The organism is Halomonas meridiana, assembly GCF_009846525.1.
Lineage (GTDB): Bacteria > Pseudomonadota > Gammaproteobacteria > Pseudomonadales > Halomonadaceae > Vreelandella.
Genome location: NZ_CP024621.1, coordinates 261,717 through 282,271, shown reverse-complemented (window position 1 = coordinate 282,271; position 20,555 = coordinate 261,717). Strand labels below are relative to the sequence as shown.

The window sequence follows — 20,555 nt, the reverse complement described above, 5'->3', positions numbered from 1 at the left end:
CCCTTGCGCCGCATGGTAGGCGTTACTCACCCGGCATGGTTAACGGCCCTGCGCGCTCCACCACGCGCTGCCAAGCAGAGTCGTTCTCGACCCGCTCCACGAATGCCGCAATGGCCGGATATTCGGACAGTGACTGGGTCGCTTTTAACGCCTGAAGCGGAAAACTCATTTGAATGTCGGCGCCGCTGGGCCACTCGCCGGCAAAATGGCCGCGCGTCGCCAAGTGGGACTCCATCATATCCATATGCTGCGTTAACTGAGGCTGAATGAAGCGTTTACGTACGGTATCGCTAATGCCCTTGGCCAGCGGCTTGATGAACCAGGGCGACTGTTTGGGCACTTGGTTAAACACGAGCCCCATGACCAATAGCGGCATTAACGAGCCTTCCGCATAGTGCAGCCAATAGCGATAATTGACCCACTCCTCACCGGCATCGGCGGCGGGTTGAAGCCGCCCGTTACCGTAACGGTTCACCAGGTAATCGATGATGGCCCCTGACTCCGCAATCGTTAAGTCGCCATCGGTGATGACCGGCGATTTGCCCAGCGGGTGCACTTTTTTCAACGCGTCCGGCGCCTGCTGAGTCTTGCTGTCACGCTGGTAAACTTCTATCTCATAATCGAGATTCAAAGACTCTAAAAGCCATAAAACACGGTGAGAGCGGGACTTTTCAAGATGGTGAACGCGGATCATAACTACTCCATGAGGCGACTTGATACATCTGCTTCACGCAGATGTCAGTTATCCATTGACTGCAAGCTTTCTCAGCTTAGCACTATTACAGCGTTGAACCCCATGGAGAAAGCGATGGCGAGTGTGCAAATGCAACAAGGGGCGAACACCGATGTTCGCCCCTTGCTTTTTCAAACGTTTAAGCCGTTGTTTTACTATATGTTTAAGAGTTAAAAGGCCGCTCCTGAGCGATGTATCACGCTCTATGCTGCGTCTTTAAACGGGCTAAAAGATCCATCGGCGACCACTTGCCTTGTAACCAGGGCGCCAATAAACGTGTCGATAGCGGTATGAATACAAACACCATGACCGGAGTCAGCATTAATGTGCTCACGAGCACACGGGGCACGAGCGCCCAGTCGGCCAGTACACCGCCGAAAAGCCACTGAAACAGCAGCGAAATCGGGAAAAAGGCCAGCCAAACGGCCACCGCTTGCTTCCAGCGCGGCGGCGTCACACCGGGGCTCACGTTGAACCATGCATCCAGCCCGGTCGCTCGGTGCTCGTGTGGCGCATCGTAGAGTCCTTTGCCGCGCTCCAACCACGCATGACGAGACGCCGAGTGCTCCCAGGCGGCCAGCGATGCTTGGTTCTCGAAACGGAAGATAATCTGAAACTCATCGTCGTCTTGAGGGGGGGCTAGCACACCAGACCCTAGGTAGCCGGGAAAGTCAGCGGCCAGCTCGCGCCCTTCATTGAGCCAGCGATGAAAATCTTGGTAACGGCCATTCGCAACGCGACGGGCCACCATCAGTGTGACGGGTAAGGCAGACATGGGTGATCTCCTAATGTGTAAGCAGCGACGGCCGGGTAGGCCAGCTGCAGGCAATCAGGCGGGTAATCCTGATGCATGAGCCACATTATACAGGCAATATTAATGCCATGTAGATCTATCGTCGCGGTAAAGGATGGCTGCGCTCGCCGCGTTGAAAAGCACGCACGTGTTGATAGATATCGATCGCGCTTTGAATGGCATCGGCTTCTAACGCGTCAGGCTGAATCACCGGCCCTTTAACGCCCCCTTCCGTGCGCAATATTTCATCCACATCGGCGCGATAACGCGACAGAAGATGTTCGATATTCATACGAACGCGGTGAATCTCTAAATTAAAAGCCTGACGCTGTTCGGTGCGTTTAAAAATATCGAGAGGGTTTTCGGCAGACTCGATTAGGCTATCTAAGGTATTGCACACTAAACGCTCGGCGGTATTTAAATTGGGAATCACGGAATAGATCAGTTCGTAAAGCGTCATCGTGGCATCGTGCGGGTGCATAAACAGACTCAATAGCGGTTTAATGGAACAATATGGTGAAAGCGGCCTTGATCGGTAAACGTAATCCGAAAGACACCATGCACTCCCTCATGGCCCACCACCCGCTGCACGGCGTGGGCGGGGAACACGACCCAACGACCATCCACACTGCGCGCCCGCACGTTATCGTACCGGCCTTCGTAGTAGGCCAGACATTCGGTGACACTTAGATGAAGAATGACGTCGATGGAGTGCATAACGTTGCGCAATTCGGCTGGCTCACAGATACTCTATGCTAACTGAAATGGCCGCCAATATCGGTAACCGCTTATGGATCTTTCCTCTATCACCTCGTTTTCCGCCACGTCAGCTGGCTGGACCTCACCGAACGTGCCTACTGCACGGGTATTGCGTCATGAGGTGGAGAGCCGGGAAGCCGGTGTTGACCGTGGGCTGAGCGCTCCAGCCTCCGACGACGTCAGCGAAAGCGACGAGAGCCGTGCCAGCGAAACGCCCACCGGCCCTACTCGGCCCGACGGCACGCCGCTGGCACCGGAAGAGATTCAGCAGCTCGAACAGCTCAAGCAAACCGATCGCGAAGTGCGCCAGCACGAAATGGCCCACCAAACCGTTGGTGCCCCCTACACGGGAGGCGCTACCTATGAGTACGAAGTCGGCCCGGACGGTAAACGTTATGCAGTGGCTGGAGAGGTGTCGATCGATTACGGCCCCGTTCCCGGCGACCCGCAGGCCACGGTGGAGAAAATGCAGACCGTCATTGCAGCGGCCCTGGCTCCCGCGGACCCGTCACCGAAAGATCTGCAGGTGGCCGCTCAAGCGCGCCAGTACCTGCTAGAAGCCAAACTGGAAGCGGCTCGTGAACAGAGCGAAATGAACCAGGCCCGCGCCACCGAGCAGCCGGGAGACGTGCCTGCCAATGATGAGCCGAAGCCTCCCGAGCAGGCCGCCTAACGGCCTGTTCTCCGCACTACTGTAGCATCGTCAACCCTTTCCAATCTTGCCGTTCGGGCCAGTGAGCCATCCACTCGGGCACCGATTCCGCGGGCATCGGGCGTGCAATTCCGTAGCCCTGAGCCAGCTCGCAGCCCAATGCCATGAGCGCTTTCGCATGGTCCAGCGTTTCCACGCCCTCCGCGAGCATGGATCGTTGGAACCGGTTGGCCATGTAAATCACGCTCTCCACGATCGCCATGTCATTTTGATCGCTCAGCATATCGCGTACGAAACTCTGGTCGATCTTGATCAGGTTGACGGGCAGCTGACGTAAGTGGGTCAGCGATGAGAATCCCGTACCGAAATCATCGATGGCAAACCCCACGCCTAACGCTTGGCAGCGGGCCATGTTCTTCAGCGCGGCTTTCACATCGTGCATGGCGGCACTTTCGAGCACTTCAAGCTTTAACAGCGAGGGCGACACGGTGGGATAGCGCGCCAGTAGCTCCGCCAGACGCTGGCTGAACGTATTCACCAACAGGTGTGACGGGCTGATATTGACGTTCACGGGCAGCGCCATCCCTTCGCTTTGCCACAGGGCGAGCTGACGCAGCGCGTGCTCCAATACCCACTCTCCCAGATCCACCTCTAACGGCGTGCCATCGATGATCGGCAAGAAATCGCCCGGCGACAGCAGCCCAAGTTCAGGATGCTGCCAGCGGATCAGCGCCTCGACGCCCACGACGCAGCCACTGCGCATATCGACCTGTGGCTGATAGAACAGGCGCAGCTCGTCGTGGTGAATCGCATCCATAAAGCGCTGTCGCTGCTCATGACGCACTTGAAGCCTGCGATCCTGATGGGAGTCGAAAAAGTGATAGGTGTCGCGTCCACGCTGCTTGGCTCGGTACATCGCCTGATTGGCGTGGCGCAGCAGCACGTCACCCTGAGCGTGGTCGTCGGGATAGCAGGTAATACCAAGACTGGCGGTGAGGTAAATCGTTTGCCCTTCGATCAGCAGCGGCTGGCGAATCGACGCAAGCAACTTCTCGAAAAAGGCTTCCTCGACACCGTGATGCAGCAGCAATACGAACTCATCGCCGCCGATGCGCGCCAGCACGTCATCACCAAACAGCAGGTGACTGATCCGCTGCGCAAAGGCGGTCAGCAGCGCATCGCCAATCTGCGGGCCCAGTCGGTCATTGATGCGCTGAAAATGGTCGATATCGAGGGCGCAGACGGCCAGCGGTAGCTGGCGGTTTTCGGCGTGCTGAATCGACTCCTGAATCAGTTGCGTCAATAGCTGTAAGTTGGGCAGACCGGTCAATGCGTCAAAATAGACTTCACGGTTCAAATGGCGTGCGTGGGATGGAATGGCCGACAGGTCCGCCAGCACGATCACATGATGATCCACCTGCCCCTGCTCATCGCGCACCCGATTGATCGACATCATGCCCGGATAGAACTGACCGTCGTGGCTACGGTAGCTGATCTGCCCTTTGCTACGGTCGCGAAGCTGCAGCTCTTCACGCATCAAGCGCGTGGTGCGGCTATCGTCCAAGGGGAGAATGCTGAACGCCTCGGGGGTTTTTCCCTGCACCTCGCTCAGCGCCAAGCCCGTCAGCTCGCTGAACGCAGGATTCACATCCACGACGGCGTTATCGGCGTTGGTAATGATGATGGCTTCGTTGGCGTAGCGAAACGCCGACTCGGCGGGTGCCAGCGGCGTACCGGCATCTAGGACCGACATCGCCACAGCGTCAACGGGGAGGGAGGCTGAACGTGCGGCTGGCTGAGGCAAAGACTGCTCTTGTGTGTCATTCAAGGGCGGGCACATGCGTCTCTGCTCTCCTCTTATAAGTGTTGGTGATTTAATGTCTTTTGGTCATATTAACACCGTCTCCTTCCCCGTGTTTTAGATTCAACAGCGCTGAATCAACGCGCTTTTTTCCTGTATGGCACGCCGTCACCCGCACAGCATACCGCAGGGAGCGCAAGGCTCCCTGGGCGTGATCGACGCTATGTCATTCAGCGTAAGCGACCTGGCGATGCTCGCGGGTGGATGGCTCTCCCACCTGGAATCGGCTCACCAGCGTCGACATTTCGTCCGCCTGCTCATCCAGCGAACGACTCGCCGTGGCGACGTGCTCTACCAGGGACGCGTTCTGCTGGGTAACGTCTTCGAGCTGAGCCATCGCATGGCTAATTTGCTCGACACCGGCTGACTGCTCATGGCTCGCCGTGGCGATCTCATCGACCAGCGCCGCCACGTGCTGCACTCGCTCGGCAATGTGCGCAAGCGTGGTGCTCGTGGTGGAGACCAGCGACTCCCCTTCGCTAATACGCGCCACGTTGTTGTCGATCAACCGACGAATCTGATCGGCCTCTTCGGCGCTACGGCTGGCCAGTTTGCGCACCTCGTCGGCCACGACAGCAAAGCCTCGCCCATGCTCCCCGGCTCGCGCTGCCTCCACAGAGGCATTTAGCGCCAACAAGTTGGTTTGAAAGGCGATGTTATCGATGGCGGCCACGATCGAGGTGACCTGCTCGTTTGCCTGAAGAATGTGCTGCATGGCTTGACGCGCCTGCCTCGCCACGTCCGTGGCCTCTTGCGCTTGGGCGGCGACATCGCCCGTCATCTGCTGGGCTTGATGCGCATTTTCCGCATTTTGACGCACGGTGGCGGTCATCTGCTCCATGCTCGACGCGGTTTGCACCAGCGAGGCGGACTGCTCTTCGGTGCGCTGCGCCAAGTCCTGATTACCCTGGGCGATCTCATTACTGGCGAGTGCAACAGCATGCGCATTGCGCTTCATGTCTGCCACCAGCTGCTCCGTTTGCGCAGAGGCATCGTTGACGGCTTGGTAAAGCTTGGAGAGTTCGTCACTGCCGATAACGGGCAGACGCTGGGTCAGGTCATCCCCCCGGGAGGCAATGCTCACCAGGGCCTGCCGCAGCGGTCGAGTGATAGTGCGCACAATCAGTATGGCGATCCCAATCGCCACCATCGTGGCCATGACGGCGATGCTCAAGTACCCCCATAGCGCCTGCTGAGCCTGCTGTTTCAGTGCCTCGGTGGTCGTGATGATGGCCGCTGCGGCGCTGTCTTCCAGGGCTTTCAAACGGCCAATCTTGACGGTTTGCCAATCGAACCACTCTTCGGGGTTCACGCCGTAATCGCTGCTTTGCTGAATCGCCAGCGCTCGGCGCTCTAACACCCGCTCGATCTCAGGGCCACTCAGCGCATGACTGAGCGCTTCGCGCTGGGTGTCGTCAGACAGTACACGGTACGATTCTAGGAAGCTTTGTTCGGCCCCCACCAGCGAAAGCAACCGCTGAAGCGTGCTGTCGGTCATCACGTCTGCCGCAAACACGTTCGAGAGTAGCGCTCGCTCGATACCTGCCAGATCTTTCGCTTCGAGGAGGTTGTAGTACGCAGCCAGCTGACGCGTGATGGTGCCCTGCCCCGTTAAGTGCGCCAGCTCGCCCACCAGCGTCATGAGCGCACTGTTCAGCCCCGTATAGTGGGCCAATGCCTCCGGGGCTGGCACGCCGAGCTGGTCAACTTGGCGGCGCAGGGGTGGAACGCCTTGCCAGCGCTGGTCGATCTCCGTCAGCAGCGCGCTCAACCCTGTACTGAGTTGCCCTGCGTCCAACGCTTGGCGCTGCTGGAAGAACGCCTCGGCAGCCGCCTCGGTCGCGGGGCGTTGCTGACTCAAGCGGTTACCGAAGGCGTTACCCTGGCTGCCCAGAAAGCCAGCCGTCATACCTCGCTCTAGCTGTACTTGATGCACCCAGTGGCCTGCCTGTTGCGCCAGCGCCGTCAGCGCCTGCATACGAGACAGCTCCGTCACAGCGGCTTTTCGCTCTATCACACCGCTGGTGGCGAACCAGCCCAGTGCCATCAACGGAAACACCAGTACCAAGGCAAATTTATACCGCATGGATAAGCGGTGGAGCAGCTCTTTCATCGCGTTGCTTAACCTCATGTCATGTCTTTCGGGGAGGTAAGCGGCGTACTCGTTTATTGTTCACGCTTGAGAGCGCATTGTTCGCTAAGTTTGCCGCATTTTGCGGCCAAGTTAAATATGCTTAGCCAGCAAAACGGCATCAGTGTAACGCGATGACAAGCGTGCGCATTGACGCAGGTCAGCATCGGTGACTCTCAAGGCGCCACCGATGCCGCCCCTAAAAAGCGCTGCTGCCAGTAGTCGATGTCCAGCGGTACGCTGACCACCGCTCGGCCGCTGCCGGGGGCGTGAATCATCTGGTGGTTGCCGCCATAGATGCCAACGTGCGTGGCTTTGTTGCCGTCGCCAAAAAACAGTAAATCTCCAGGGCGCGGAGCGTCTACTTGGGGAAGCGCACGGAACTGACCATCGGCGGTGCGTGGGACGCGGATACCTGCCGCTCGGTAGGTCATTTCGACTAAGCCTGAGCAGTCCAGGCCGTCCGGAGAGTTGCCACCAAAGCGGTAAGGAGTACCAATCGCCTGCTGCGCATGGGAGAGAATTAACGCGCGCTCCATCGAGATACCCGATGGCGAGCTGGGCGCGGGGGTCATGGCGACCTCTTTACTGGCACAGCCTGCTAATAGCAGCAGAGCGAAGAGCGTCAACAGCGGAGAGAGGCGGGTTAACGGCATGAAAAAGCTCCAAGGCAACCTAGGCATAGTGCCTCTTATCATGGCCTAAGCGCCGTTCACCCGCTACTCCATCACTCGCCGTTAACGGCCTATCCACTCGATAAACGTGCTTTCGCCTAGTGCATGGCGCTCGTGGCGCAGGCGGCTCATCGCCGCATAGGGTAAATCCATTACTAAGCCATTACTGAGCGGCTGTTCCAGCACCTGGCGCAGCAGTGCGTTGCATACGAACAGATGAGCCACCACCAGCACATGGCGGCCAGGAGGATTGACCAACAGCCGCCGCCACACTTCGCTGACGCGGGCATCCAGCTCGGCGAGGGTTTCACCGCTGGGCGGCGCGGCGCGGGCGGGGTCGTACCAGAAGGCGCTCATCTGCTCGGTGCCTTCCTGCTCATATACCTGCGCATAGGTTTTCCCCTCCCACTCGCCCAGGTGCAGCTCGGCTAGGTCGTCGTCCACCTGCACCGGCAGGTCGAACTCCTCCCCTAACCAAAGCGCGAACTCGCGGCAGCGGGCCAGCGGCGAGCTAACGATGGCATCATAGGGTGGCCGTCCATCCACCGTATGGCGCATCACTGCGTCGGTCACCTGCTGCCAGCCCGAATCGCTGAGCGGATGGTCGGTACTGCCCCTTAGCATTCGCCCACCCTGCGGTTCACCGTGGCGCATCAGGTCAATCGTTGTGATCTCGGCATTGGCAAAGCGCATAGCGGTTCTCCCCTTCACGGACAGATTAAATAATGGCGTGACGAACGCGAGCCGAGACCCACTCCGACACCAGTACCGTGGCGAAAATCAACGCGAAGATAACGCTGACCTGATTCCACGCTAGGCTGTTGATGGAGGCGTTCAGCTGCAGGCCTATGCCACCTGCGCCCACCAGCCCCAGCACCGTCGATTCGCGAATATTGATATCCCAGCGGTACACGCTGATTCCCGCAAAGGCAGGCATGATTTGCGGCAGCACGCCGTAGTTCATCACCTGCAGGCGGCTGGCGCCCGTGGCGCTGATGGCTTCCACTGGCGTGGGATGGATCTCCTCAATGGCTTCATAGAGCAGCTTGCCCACAAAGCCAATCGAGCGCAGCGCGATGGCGATGATGCCCGCCAGCACGCCAGGGCCAAGAATGGTCACCAGCAGCATGGCCCAAATCAGCGAGTTGATTGAGCGCGACGAGACGATGATGGTCAGCGCCAAGCTGCGCACAAGCGGGTGCGGCGTGGTGTTACGCGCGGCCAAAAACGCCACCGGAAACGCAATCATAATGCCCAGCGCGGTGCCCAAGGTGGCGATATTGAGCGTGTCCCACATGGGTTTCCAAAGCTCGCTGGCGTACTCCCAGCGGGGCGGCATCATACGGCTAATCAGGTCGCTACCCTGGCGGCCAGCGTCTTCCACAAACACCCACATAGTGTTGTCAGAGATCACTTTCCAACAGAGTAAGAACAGGCTAACGCCCGCCAGCCAAGCGAGGTACTGCAACCACTGGGCGCGGGTGGTGCGCCGCTGCCATTGCGGCACACCGTTTGAGGAAGTTGACACCGGCATGGAGAATTCCTTTTGCCTTCAGGCTTTACGTAAAGGGTTGGCAACAAGCGTGTGACGGCGCGCTACTGCGTCCAGCGACGCACATGGCTGGAGGCGTACTCACTCATCAGCACGATGGCGATGATGATCAGCAGAATGGCGGCCGAGGTGCCGTACTCATAGCGGCTGAGCGAGGTGTTGAGCGTCGCGCCAATCCCTCCCGCCCCGACAATGCCGATCACCGATGACTCGCGGAAATTGATATCCAGCCGATACATAGAAAGCCCGATCAACCGCGGCATCACCTGCGGCTGCACGGCGTGGTTCATGGTTTGCCACCAGCTCGCCCCGGTGGCGCGCACGGCTTCCACCTGTTTCCAGTCGAGGTCTTCGATATCTTCTGCCAGCAACTTGGCCATAAAGCCGATGGTAGCGAAGGCCAATGTGAGCATGCCCGCAAAGGGGCCAAAGCCGAACATCACCACGAACAGAATGGCAATGATCACCTCTTGAAAGGTGCGCGAGACGGCGATGATGGCCCGACATACCGCGTAGATGGGTAAGGGGGCGATATTGCGCGCAGCCCCTAGCCCCACCGGGATGGCCAGCAGAACGCCGATCACCGTCGAGGTCAGCGTCATGGTCAGGCTTTCCATCAATCCCGCCAGAATATCGTTTTGACGGCTGACGAAGTCCGGCTGCAAAAACGCGCCGAGAAAGTTCAGCGCACGCCCGGCACCTTCCGCCACCCGCGCCCAGTTCACTTCCACCGATGCCAGCGCCAGCATCAGGTACACCACGCAACCCAGCGCCAGCGCCCAACGCAGGCGGCGACTCTCTATCAGCGGCAGCCGACGCCACTGGCCTTGGCGGGCGGCCTGCTGGCGAGCTTGAGCGTCCCTCGTGCTCATTGCGCGCCTCCACTCGCTAAGCGGTTCTGGCGCGGCGCATGTGGTGCTGTGGCTGCCTGCGGCGACGCGGCATGAGACGTCGTGCCGCTCCTCTCCTCCTCGTCGTCATCGGCAGGCTCAGGGGTGGTGTCCCAATCCTCTTCGCCGTAAATAGTCGTCAACATCTCGCTGGTCAGATCGCTGGGCTTACCGTCGAAAACGATCTCCCCTGCACGCAGCCCGACAATGCGATCGGCAAACTGCTGGGCCAACGCCACATCGTGAATATTAATGATGGCGGCCAGCTCGCGCTCGGCGCACAGCTCGCGAATCAAGCGCATGATTTGGCGAGAGGTTTTAGGGTCCAGACTCGCGGTGGGTTCATCCACCAGCAGCAGTTTGGGGCTTTGCAGCAGCGCTCGAGCAATGCCCACCCGCTGGCGCTGGCCACCCGAGAGCGCATCAGCGCGCTTATCAATCGCGTGGGGCAGGCCTACACGCTCAAGCAAGCGAAACGCTTCTGCCACGGCTTCCTGCGGGTAGCGGCGTAAAAAACTGCGCCAGAACCCTACATAGCCCAGCTGACCAGAGAGCACGTTCTCCATTACGCTCAGGCGGTCCACCAGGGCGTACTCTTGGAAAATCATCCCCACGGAGCGGCGGGCATGGCGCAGGCGGCTGCCTGAGAGTTTCGTCAGCTCCACGTCTTCCAGTCGAATGCTGCCTTGGGTGGGTTCTACCAAGCGATTCACGCAGCGGATCAACGTGCTCTTTCCCGCGCCAGACGGGCCAATAAGTGCCATAACCTGCCCTTTCGGCAGCGAGAGCTGGATATCGGTCAGCGCGCGGTCGCCGGTCGGGTAACGCTTGCCAACGCCGGTGAGTGTCAACATGGAGGATGCCTCAATCTCTTATGCGTCCGTGCCTGTGTTCACAAGCACGTCTCTAATGGCTACATAGCGGCTCGGCCAGGAGGTCGCCCTCCTGGCCGAGAAAATCATGGAACGACCGATGGATTAGTCGCAGTCGTACGTCACACCGTTAGCATCGGCGATGGTACGGATCACTGACCAGTTCTCTTGGTAGGTGATCGGAATGAACTGAGCTTCACCGGAGTTGGCAAACTCGGCTTCCAGCGGTGTGCCTTCCCAGTCGTAGCTGAAGAACGCATCCTGAATCTGCTCGGCAAGCTCCGGGCTCAGGTTGTGCGCCAGACCATAGGCCGTGGTGGGGAAGGTTTCCGAGGTGTAGATGACGTTGTAATCGCCTTCGCTCACCACATCGCGTGACAGCATGCGCTTGGCCACGGAGTTGGCAATGGCAGCGGCGTCGTAATCTTTGTTCACTACGCCCAGGATAGAGTTGTCGTGAGAGCCAGAGAAGGCGGTCTCGAAATCTTCGCCCGCTTCCAGACCGTACTCGGAGCGCAGCAGCGCGGAAGGCGCGCGGAAACCGGAGTTGGACGTTTCGGAGGTAAACGCCAGCTGACGACCGGCTAAGTCTTCCACCGACTCGATACCGCTATCGGGGTAGGTGATGATTTCCATCTCGTAGCCGAAACTGCCGTCTTCCGCCGCCATCATGGCGAAGGGGCGGAAGCCACCGCAGTTGACTGCCACCGGCACACCGCCCGTGTTGAAGCCCGCCACGTGGAGGCGACCAGCGCGCAGCGCTTCCTGCTGGGCAGCGTTGGACTGCACCGGGAAGAACTGGACGTTTTTACCAGTGGCTTCGCTCAGGTGATCCAGGAAATCGGCCCAAACGTCGGCATACACGGCCGGATCTTCAACCGGCGTGTAAGCAAATACCAGCGTATCCGGATCGACCCACTGCGACTCATCGCTGGGCACGTCGGCGATCATGTCGCCGTCGTTGTCCATGTAGCGCGAAGAGAGATCAGCAGAGGCAGTGACCGCTGCCAGTGCAAACGCGCCCGCAACGGCGGCGCTCAACAGCGTACGAGAGAAAGAGAGAGTATGCATGCATCACCTAAGCGAGTTAAAAAGTGTTAACGCCATAGTGGCGAGCCGATGTGACAGCCTCGGGACACTCTCATGACGCCTAGGTGACGAATCCGTGACGACTAACAGTCGCCGCCCACGCAGCAGCCGCGCCGCTCCACGAACAGGCTGTTGCCGGCGATTTTCTTGGCCTGATGCTTCAGCTCCGAGAGCTGCGCAGCGATATCCAGCGCCTTGCAGGGAGCGGGGTCGGTAATCGGCTTGACGGCAATCGAGACGCTGACGAAGGGGAAGAATGTCACGCCGCCCTGGCGGCTTTCGATGGAGATCCCCCCTGAAGACGGTCACTCTCCTCGTAAAAGCCAGGCGCCATCACTTCGAAAGAGTGGAGAATCTGCTGGCAGACGCTTTCCCAGTGTTCCAGCGGCAGTAACATCATGAAATCGTCGCCGCCAATATGGCCGATAAAGCCGCCGGCACTCTCCACCTGCGCCTGCAGCAATCGGGACAGTGAGATGATCACGTGGTCGCCGCGGGCATAGCCGTAGGCGTCGTTAAACGCCTTGAAGTTATCCAAATCCACGTAGGCTGCCGCGAAGCCGCTGCCTTGGGATAAATACGAAGCCAAGGTTTCGTTGATCAGAATATTGCCGGGTAGCCCGGTGAGTGGATTGGCGTGGCGCGCTTGGCGCACTTGAATCGCGGTAATCTCACGCAGCAGATCGACGATATTGCCCATCCCCAGGTACTGCCCCTCGCCATCGACGATGACGAAATCCTCCTGTTCGATGTCGCGGCTGTCGGTGAGCTGCTGGCTCAGCGCCTCTAGGGAGAGTTCCGCATCCGCCACGATCATTTTAGGATCGGCGATCTCCAGCACGCAGCGCTTGGCATACAGCGCGTGGCTGTACTGGTTGGTGAACAGCGTGAGGAAGGCATTGCGGCGCACCACCGCCACGGGAACACCCGCTTCGATCACCGCCACGCAGCGCAGCCGCGGGTCCCCGCGAAAGCGCTCGGCCAGCGTGGGTACCGAACAGCTCGCCGAAACGCTCTCGATCGGGCGTAAAATGGAGTGCGCGGTGCGACCCGCCGGGCTTTTGAGCTGGGTCGTGGCAGGCAGGAGCGTATTGAGCTGCATGGGAGGCTGAAGGCTTGGCCGAGCGAAGTAGAAACCTTGCAGCAGCGCAAGGCCTCTGTCTAGCTCCCATAAACAGAGATGTTCAGCGGCCGTTTCAACGCCTTCGGCGATGAGCTGGCAGTCGAGACTGCGCGCCACGTCCAAAATGGAGCGCAAAAACTCCCGTTTGGCAGGCTCTTTGTCGATCCCTGAGATGAAGTGGCGGTCGAGCTTGACGAAGTCGGGCCGCAGCTCTGACCAGTGGCGCAGGCTGGAGTGCCCGGCCCCCAAGTCATCCAACGCGACCTGAAAGCCCATGTCTCGGTAGTGGTCCACCGCTTGACGCATCAGTTCGTAGTCATGAATCGGCACGTGTTCGGTCAACTCGATGACCACGCGCTCAGGGGGCAGGCCGCTCTCTTGGATGAAGCTCATCGTCAGCCCTTCGCGGAAATCACGCTCCACGATGGTCAACGGCATCACGTTGAGAAACAGCAGTCCCGGCAGTTCGAGCTCGGCAAACCGACGAATGGCGAGACGCCGACACAGAAGATCCAGCTCGACCAGCAGGCCCGCCTGGGTCGCCACATCGAATAACCGCAGGGGAGAGTGCAGCGGGGACGTTTTTGGCCCGCGAATCAGCGCTTCATAGCCGTAAATGGCCTGCTGATTGGCGTCCACGATGGGTTGGAACAGCACGTGCAGCTCTTCTGCCGCAATAATTTGATTTAGCCACTGCGCTTCTTGTGCGGTCATATGCCTGCTGCCCTATCAAACGTCTACTATCCCTATGATTTGTAACGCTCCATGAGGAAGGTTCTAGGGCAGCAAGCCTGCGTTATTGTGATGACAATTGTATGACAGCCAGCGGTTCTTTACGGGTCGATAGGCACTTTCGGTGGCGGAAAGACCACGTCGCCCCCACTGGCATCGAGCTGGCGAACATCCGTTGGTTTGCCCTGCTCGTCCAGGCTCACCAAACCGATGCCACTGGCGTTCCACAACCGCTCTCCGGCGCTGGCCTGGTCTGGATCGCGGGGGTAGATGCTGAGCTTGCGCCGCTTGGTGAACCAGTTAAGCGGCGACAGCGGCGCGTAGAGCCAGCGGTTCAGGCGGTCAAAGGTATTCAGCAGCTGTTTGGGGAAGGTGTTCTTCACCCCGCTCGACGTGATTTGCCAGAGCTGTGGCGCCCGCTTCTGGCGGCGCACGACGATGTCGTAGGCAAAGGAGTAGTGAACGTCCCCTGAGAGGATCACGTAGTTACCGGGGGTTTTGGAGTGCCGCCAGATATGCAGCAGCACGTTGGCCGCGCCCCGGTGCGCCATCCAGTTCTCGGCGTCGACCACCAGCGGCTTGCCCGCCAGGGTGAAAAGTTTTTGGATACTTTCGATCAGCTTGACGCCAAACATGGGCGCAGGCGAGACGATCACGGCGCTCTTTGTGCCCAGCAGCGCCTGCTGCATCTCCATCAGCGCTTCCCAATCCATCAAGCCCGATGGGCGACTGGGGCTGCGCTCGCTGCGCCAGCGGCGCGTGCGGGTGTCCAGCACGATGAGCGCGGGCGTGCCCGGCACTTGAAACTCCCAGCCCTGAAAGCGCAGCAGCCGCTCGATGAGAGCATCCTGGGCGCTAGGGTTCAGCGGGCCGATATCGTCAAACAGGGTGATCGCCTGGTGGAGCAACGGGTTAAGTTTATCGGGCGCATTGCCCCAGCCCTGGCAGAGCAGGTACGCCACCAGCGCGTTGCCGATGATGCGTTTGGAGAACGGGTGGCCGTAGGCGCAGCGCTCCCAGTCGGCGGTCAGGTTCCAGTCGTCGGTCACATCGTGGTCATCAAAAATCATCAGGCTGGGCACGTGGGCCATCAGCCGCGCGCACTGAGGCAGGCCCTCTACAAAGGCTTCAATGATCGCCTGCTCTTCTCGATAAGCCTCGGCCTCTTTGTCGCCTAACACCGGGGCGTCATAGGCAATCACCTGCCACGGCGTGGGCGACCACACCAGGCAGTACATGGCGAGCATCTCGGCCAGCGTCATCAGGTGATTCTGGGCGTTCGCCGAGGTGAATACCGGCTTTTTGACGCCGCCAAAAAAGCGCTCACGCAGCGCCGCATTGCTGGTGACATCCGGCAGCAGCGCCTCTCGGTGATAGTAGCTTTCCGGGGCGTTATACAGCGCTTGGCTGTCATCGACGGTAGCGCCCTCAAGCAGCTCATCCACCAGCCCCAGGCGGGCGATCAGCGCATGCACCGCCCGCAGCATGGGGCCTGCCACGTCATCCACGTACACTTGGTCGCCGGTCATCAGCAGCCATGCGGGCCACTCGGTAGGAGACTCCTGGCGCTCGGCTATCCAGTGATCAGCCCGCACTAGGCCATCGGCGCTGTCGTGATGGGGTTTACGGCAGGAGCCGTGCATCAAACGGTGGTGGCGAGAGGCCAACACAAAGCCTGGGTAGTCATAGCCATCGTGGCATAGCCACGGTGCCCACTCCGGCAGGGGTTGCCACGCTCCGTCAGTGCTTTGTACCTGCAGGTCGTAGGCAATACGGGTATCGGTGGGCAGCGCAGCGGGCAGCGAAAGGTCGATACAGTGAATGTAAGCATGCCGTCCAATCGCCACGCACTGGCGGGCGTTGTCTAACGCGTGGGTCTGCTGCTCCTCTTGCTCGGGGTTCAGCACGAGCTGCATGGTCAGCGGACGGGTCGCTACCAGCCATAAAATGAGCCGCGACGGCGAGAGCCGACGCAGCAAAGGCCCGACCAGTACGTCGGGTAACGTCGTGGCGATTTGTGTCATTTCACACCCTCTGTGCTGTGTGTTGCATCGCTCTTAAGCTCGTTAAGTAGCGACCACAGGCAGTTCAATGACTACCTCTAAACCGCCAGACTCGGCGCGCTGAAGGCGCATCTGGCCATGATAAAGCGTGACGAGGTCCGTCACGATGGCTAATCCCAATCCGCTGCCAGAGCGCTGTTCATCCAGCCGCTTGCCGCGCTGGACCGCTGCCTGGCACTCCTGCGGGGTCATACCGGGGCCGTCATCGCCCACCACCAACCGCAGCGTGTTCCCCTGTGCCTGCAGGCGGATATGCACATCGCTGTTGGCCCAGCGCAGGGCGTTGTCCAGCAGGTTACCCACCATCTCCTGCAGGTCCTGACCGTCCATATGCACCCGCACGCCGCTATCTACAGTTTGACGCAGCGTAATATGACGGCGCTGCGCGAGCCGGGCAAGCCCGTTGATGAGCGGCGATAGCGTCTCTTGTAGTGCTACTGGGGCAAAGCGCACGCCCTCGCCTGCAGCGGAAGCCCGCGCCAAGTGGTGACGCACGGCGCTATCGATACGCGACAGCTCGGCTTCCCAGGCACTGCGGCTCTCGCTGGGTAGCTGTTTGGCCAACAGCCGCATGACGCTGATCGGTGTTTTGAGGGCGTGGGCCAAGTTGCCTGCCGTGTGGCGGCCCCGTTCGATGAGCCGCTGATCGCGGGCCAGCACGGCGTTCATGGATGTAGCCAGCGTGGCCAGCTCGTCAGGCAAACGAGTATCCAGCTGCTCTACCCGCCCCTGCTCTACATCACGTAAGTTGGCGTTCATGCGCCGCAGCGGCGCGAGTCCCCAACGCACTTGTAGTGCCAGCACGCCTAGCAGCAGCGCACCCAGGCCTAACAGTCCCAGCCACAGCATCTGCTGAAAAGCCCGAACGTCTTCGCGCAAGTCGTCGTCACGTGCGGCGACGCTCACGTGCAGCGGCGTCTCCAGCGCGCCCAAATAGATATCGCGCTCTACGACGCGTAGCTGCTGGCCACGCGGGCCTGGCAGCGTGCGGGCGGTCACTCGCTCGCTCTCCAGTACCGGCAAGCGCTGATCCCATAACGACCGCGACGTGACCGAGTGGTTCGCATCGTCGGTAATCTGCCAATACCAGCCTGAGTACACGTGGTCGAAACGCGGGTCACCCAGCGCGCGCTCGTAGTGGAGCTGCTCGGTGAGCGGGTCGTAAGTCACCCCCGCAATGACCACGTTGAGGGTCGCTTCCAGCCGTTCATCGAACGCGTTGACCGCAGAGGCACGGTAGTGATGGGACAACAGCCAGCCGGCCACGGGGAGTGCCAGCAGCACCATGAGCAGCACCGCCAGCAGCAGACGTAGGGTGATGGAGCGGTTAGCCCAGCGCTGGCTCCAAGTAACGACGTTGGCGCTCATGAATCGCTTGGCTCATCGGCTAGCAGGCGGTACCCCTGGCCACGCAGCGTTGCGATGCGCCACGCGCCCAGCTTGCGACGCAGACGGCTAACCTGAACGTCGATCACATTGGAGTCGGGTTCGTGGTCACGGTCGTACACGTGCTCGGACAGCTCGCTACGGCTGACGACCCGAGGAGAGGCGTGCATCAGGTAGCTCAAGAGACGGGTTTCCTGAGCGGTCAAGCTCACCGGCCTGCCCACCAAGGTGACATGCTGCGTGTGGGTATCCAGGCTAAGCTCGCCCACTTTGAGCACCGGGTGCGCATGGCCATGGGTACGGCGCACCAAGGCCCGCAGGCGAAACAGCACTTCGGCGGGTTCGAAAGGTTTGGTGACGTAGTCATCGGCACCGGCGGTAAAGCCAGCGGCTTTATCGGCCCACCGTTCGCGGGCGGTCAAAATCAGCACGGGAAGGTCGATGCCATCCTCCCGCCAGGAAGAGAGCCAACGGGTGCCGTCACCATCGGGCAGGCCGATATCCAAAATGACCGTATCGTACGCTTCGGTGCGCACCAAAAAGTCCGCTTCCTGGCCGTTCTCCGCACGCTCGACGATCCAATCGCCATCTTGCAGCGCTTGGCTCAGCTCGCGGGCAAGCGCCTGGTCGTCCTCTACCAGTAAACACTTCATCAACACACCCTTATGAATACACTCAGTAAAGACGGGATATTGCAGGTAACCGTATCAACGCTGCATGTCGCGGATGCGCACGCCTTCGATTTGCATGAGCTGGCCGTTCTGGCCATCGAACTCGAACTCGACGACCTGGCCTTGGGGGCCTAGCAGCTTGATTTCATACTCGACCAGCCCATCGTCGCGCTCGATTTCGACCTCCAACACGTCGCCGATGTAGTGGGCGTCGAGCCAGTCGAGAATGGTATCCAGGGGAACCACGTCGCCTCGCCGCACTTCGCCATGCAGCGCCTCCCAGTGCTGGTCACCGGTCGCACTACCCATCAATACGAGCACCAGCAGTAGCGCCAGCCCCCCTGTCAAAGGGAGCCGCTGCCAGGGTAACTGCTTGAGTGAGAGGAGAGACGTCGTTTTCATAAGACTAGGATGCCAAAGGCAACATGAACGCTAGATGAACGGCTTTGTCAGGTTTAGGAAAGACCCCCGGTGATATAAATACCCTGTCGCATTCGCTGACTGACCTTCGTTAGGCATCATCCGGCAATGCATTCACTAAGCAAAGAAGGAATTTGATATGAACGCTATGAAAAAAATGCTGCTGATCCCGACCTCTGCGCTTCTCCTGGCCGCCTCAGCGGGCAGCGCCCAAGCCGACACGCAGCCGTTGGACCGGATCGATGACATTCTGACCTACGCCAACGACTATGGGTTCAGCCACATCGAAGAGATCAACGTGGACGACCGTGGCCGCGTGGAAGTGGAAGGTTGGCTGGATGACGAATGGTACGCCGACGTGGATTTCTCCATCGATAACGGCGAAAGCCTGCAAGAAGAGCGCAAGCGTCTGATTACCGGCGCCTGGGGTATGAGTGAAGAGGACGTCCGCCAAGCACTTGATGCTGCCCGCCAGGAAGGCATGACCGAATTCGAAAGCATCGATATCGATAAGAGCGGCATCATCGAGGTCGAGGGTCGTGAGCAGAACGGCCGCGAGCTGGAGTTGAGCCTGCGTCAGGGCTCCTTCGACGTCACCCAAATGGATCGCGACTGATCACTCAAGCGATCCACATGTCAGTTAGCATGGCAGTGTGCCAGCACTGACACAGCGGCGGGCCCTCGGGCCCGCCGCTTGCGTTGCGTCGCTCATTAGCGGCAGTCTTGGCAGTTCCCTCGAGCCATGATCGCCGCTGCAATGCGCTCGATACCTTGCCGGTAAGCAGCCTGACGATAGGTGATCTGCTCCTCCTCCGCCCTCATCAGCACCCGCTTGGCCTCATCGCCGAGTCGGCGATCCAGACGCTGATTGACCTCCTCTTCCTGCCAGGTTTCGCCCGCACGGTTTTGCAGCCACTCGAAATAGCTCACGATGACGCCGCCGGTATTCGCCAGCACATCGGGCAGCACCGGCACGCCGCGTTTTTCCAGCGCCGCATCCGCATCGCTAGTGAGCGGCCCATTGGCAATTTCAAGCACCGCGCCTGCCTTCACCTCGCCCACGTTGTCGCGATGCAGCTGATTTTCCAGCGCGGCGAGCACCAGCACATCGACCTCCAGGGTCAACAAGTCATCTCCAGACATGGCCTTGCCCTGCTGGCTTTTTGACAGCTTGCCATGCTGCTTCTTGTCCTCCTTCGCCGCCGCGACATCGAGCCCATCGGCATGGTAGATCGCACCGCTGGAGTCGGAGACCGCAACCACCTTGTAGCCACGCTGGCTTGCCAAGCGCGCAAAATGGAAGGCCGCATTGCCAAACCCTTGCACGGCCAGCGTGGTCTCCTCGGGCTTGCGCCCTTCGCGCTCGGCCCATAAATCCAATACGGTGAGCGCTCCGCGCCCCGTGGCCTCGACACGCCCCGGCGAGCCGCCAAGCGATAGCGGTTTCCCGGTGATGGCAGCAGGCGCCTGGGCGCGCCGAATCTGCTCATACTCATCGATCATCCAACCCATGACGGTGGCATCGGTATTCACATCCGGTGCGGGAATGTCTCGGTCTGGCCCCATGATGTCGGCAATAGCGCGAATATAGCCCCTCGCCAAGCGCTCGCGCTCTAACGAAGAAAGCGCCTTGGCATCCACCTGCACGCCGCCTTTGCCGCCGCCATAGGGCAGGCCCACCACGGCACACTTCACCGCCATCCAAAAGCTCAAAGTGGTCACTTCATGCTGATTCACATCGGGGTGAAAGCGCACGCCCCCCTTGGCCGGGCCGAGGCTGGTGTCGTACTGCACTCGCCAGGCGGGAAACGCCTTCAAACTGCCATCGTCCATGCGCACCGGTACACTCACTTGCAGCGAGAGGCTGGGCTGCATCAACCGGGCCTGGGCATCGGGATGAATCGCCAGCGCGTTGAAGACCGCTTCAAGCCGTGAGCGGGCATCTTCGAACAGCGCGGCGCCCGTCTCGGGGGTTAGCCGCTGCGGCGCATTGGTGGTGGACGTTTTCGCCGAGGATTTCTTCGCTTTAGATTTTTGCTTTTTCAATTTGGCACTGCCCATGCAACACTCCTTTGCGTGTATCTAGGGGATTTTATTGGCATCGCGAGGTAATGTGTTTAGCGTAGCAGCAAGCGGCTAACTCAGTCGTATATC

Annotated in this window: 19 protein-coding genes and 1 pseudogene; 2 read left to right on the top strand and 18 right to left on the bottom strand. The window is 59.9% G+C overall.

Annotated elements, in window-relative coordinates:
* Positions 1-22: 22 nt before the first annotated feature.
* The 4 genes from CTT34_RS01400 to CTT34_RS01385 form a co-directional block, all read right to left on the bottom strand.
* Positions 23-694: a glutathione S-transferase gene (locus CTT34_RS01400; protein ID WP_159340725.1), complete on the bottom strand. Its 672-nt coding sequence runs from the start codon at positions 692-694 to the stop codon at positions 23-25.
* 235 nt (positions 695-929) lie between these two features.
* Complete coding sequence (locus CTT34_RS01395) at positions 930-1,508, bottom strand: antibiotic biosynthesis monooxygenase (RefSeq protein WP_159340724.1); 579 nt, start codon at positions 1,506-1,508, stop codon at positions 930-932.
* A 115-nt stretch (positions 1,509-1,623) separates the two neighbouring features.
* Positions 1,624-2,007 carry a hypothetical protein gene (locus tag CTT34_RS01390; RefSeq protein ID WP_159340723.1) on the bottom strand — a complete coding sequence of 128 codons (384 nt, stop codon included), beginning with the start codon at positions 2,005-2,007 and terminating at the stop codon, positions 1,624-1,626.
* Positions 2,008-2,015: 8 nt separating this feature from the next.
* Positions 2,016-2,243 carry a DUF2835 family protein gene (locus CTT34_RS01385; RefSeq protein WP_159340722.1) on the bottom strand — a complete coding sequence of 76 codons (228 nt, stop codon included), beginning with the start codon at positions 2,241-2,243 and terminating at the stop codon, positions 2,016-2,018.
* 73 nt (positions 2,244-2,316) lie between these two features.
* On the opposite strand from CTT34_RS01385, the gene CTT34_RS01380 reads away from it, so the two are divergent.
* Positions 2,317-2,958 carry a putative metalloprotease CJM1_0395 family protein gene (locus CTT34_RS01380; RefSeq protein WP_159340721.1) on the top strand — a complete coding sequence of 214 codons (642 nt, stop codon included), beginning with the start codon at positions 2,317-2,319 and terminating at the stop codon, positions 2,956-2,958.
* A 16-nt stretch (positions 2,959-2,974) separates the two neighbouring features.
* On the opposite strand, the gene CTT34_RS01375 is transcribed toward CTT34_RS01380, so the two are convergent.
* The 13 genes and pseudogenes from CTT34_RS01375 to CTT34_RS01315 form a co-directional block, all read right to left on the bottom strand.
* A complete protein-coding gene (locus tag CTT34_RS01375; RefSeq protein WP_254436435.1) occupies positions 2,975-4,690 on the bottom strand; it encodes a putative bifunctional diguanylate cyclase/phosphodiesterase in 1,716 nt (571 codons plus the stop codon).
* A gap of 274 nt (positions 4,691-4,964) precedes the next feature.
* Complete coding sequence (locus tag CTT34_RS01370) at positions 4,965-6,929, bottom strand: methyl-accepting chemotaxis protein (protein ID WP_254436434.1); 1,965 nt, start codon at positions 6,927-6,929, stop codon at positions 4,965-4,967.
* A gap of 176 nt (positions 6,930-7,105) precedes the next feature.
* A complete protein-coding gene (locus CTT34_RS01365) occupies positions 7,106-7,585 on the bottom strand; it encodes a C40 family peptidase (protein WP_159340719.1) in 480 nt (159 codons plus the stop codon).
* A gap of 81 nt (positions 7,586-7,666) precedes the next feature.
* Positions 7,667-8,296, bottom strand: coding sequence for a histidine phosphatase family protein (locus CTT34_RS01360; RefSeq protein WP_159340718.1), 630 nt, complete (start codon positions 8,294-8,296; stop codon positions 7,667-7,669).
* A gap of 25 nt (positions 8,297-8,321) precedes the next feature.
* Positions 8,322-9,137: a phosphonate ABC transporter, permease protein PhnE gene (phnE, locus tag CTT34_RS01355; protein ID WP_159340717.1), complete on the bottom strand. Its 816-nt coding sequence runs from the start codon at positions 9,135-9,137 to the stop codon at positions 8,322-8,324.
* Positions 9,138-9,199: 62 nt separating this feature from the next.
* Positions 9,200-10,027, bottom strand: coding sequence for a phosphonate ABC transporter, permease protein PhnE (gene phnE, locus CTT34_RS01350; protein WP_159340716.1), 828 nt, complete (start codon positions 10,025-10,027; stop codon positions 9,200-9,202).
* On the bottom strand, positions 10,024-10,899 hold the full coding sequence (phnC, locus tag CTT34_RS01345) for a phosphonate ABC transporter ATP-binding protein (RefSeq protein WP_159340715.1): 876 nt from the start codon (positions 10,897-10,899) through the stop codon (positions 10,024-10,026). The genes phnE (CTT34_RS01350) and phnC overlap by 4 nt, the downstream gene beginning before the upstream one ends.
* A 123-nt stretch (positions 10,900-11,022) precedes the next feature.
* The gene (gene phnD / locus CTT34_RS01340) at positions 11,023-11,988 is read right to left on the bottom strand and encodes a phosphate/phosphite/phosphonate ABC transporter substrate-binding protein (protein WP_159340714.1); all 966 of its coding nucleotides are present in this window, start codon (positions 11,986-11,988) and stop codon (positions 11,023-11,025) included.
* A gap of 101 nt (positions 11,989-12,089) precedes the next feature.
* A pseudogene (locus CTT34_RS01335) lies at positions 12,090-13,843 on the bottom strand (EAL domain-containing protein).
* 119 nt (positions 13,844-13,962) lie between these two features.
* Positions 13,963-15,885 carry an alkaline phosphatase D family protein gene (locus CTT34_RS01330; protein ID WP_159340713.1) on the bottom strand — a complete coding sequence of 641 codons (1,923 nt, stop codon included), beginning with the start codon at positions 15,883-15,885 and terminating at the stop codon, positions 13,963-13,965.
* A 42-nt stretch (positions 15,886-15,927) separates the two neighbouring features.
* Positions 15,928-17,292, bottom strand: coding sequence for a sensor histidine kinase (locus CTT34_RS01325; protein ID WP_159340712.1), 1,365 nt, complete (start codon positions 17,290-17,292; stop codon positions 15,928-15,930).
* Complete coding sequence (locus CTT34_RS01320) at positions 17,289-17,963, bottom strand: winged helix-turn-helix domain-containing protein (RefSeq protein ID WP_159340711.1); 675 nt, start codon at positions 17,961-17,963, stop codon at positions 17,289-17,291. The genes CTT34_RS01325 and CTT34_RS01320 overlap by 4 nt, the downstream gene beginning before the upstream one ends.
* Before the next feature lie 54 nt (positions 17,964-18,017).
* Entirely contained in the window at positions 18,018-18,383 is a 366-nt protein-coding gene (locus CTT34_RS01315) for a PepSY domain-containing protein (RefSeq protein ID WP_159340710.1), read from the bottom strand.
* A gap of 157 nt (positions 18,384-18,540) precedes the next feature.
* Between CTT34_RS01315 and CTT34_RS01310 the strand changes: the two genes are divergently transcribed.
* Positions 18,541-19,017 carry a PepSY domain-containing protein gene (locus CTT34_RS01310; RefSeq protein WP_159340709.1) on the top strand — a complete coding sequence of 159 codons (477 nt, stop codon included), beginning with the start codon at positions 18,541-18,543 and terminating at the stop codon, positions 19,015-19,017.
* 95 nt (positions 19,018-19,112) lie between these two features.
* On the opposite strand, the gene CTT34_RS01305 is transcribed toward CTT34_RS01310, so the two are convergent.
* Positions 19,113-20,462: a Glu/Leu/Phe/Val family dehydrogenase gene (locus CTT34_RS01305; protein WP_159340708.1), complete on the bottom strand. Its 1,350-nt coding sequence runs from the start codon at positions 20,460-20,462 to the stop codon at positions 19,113-19,115.
* Positions 20,463-20,555 lie beyond the last annotated feature (93 nt).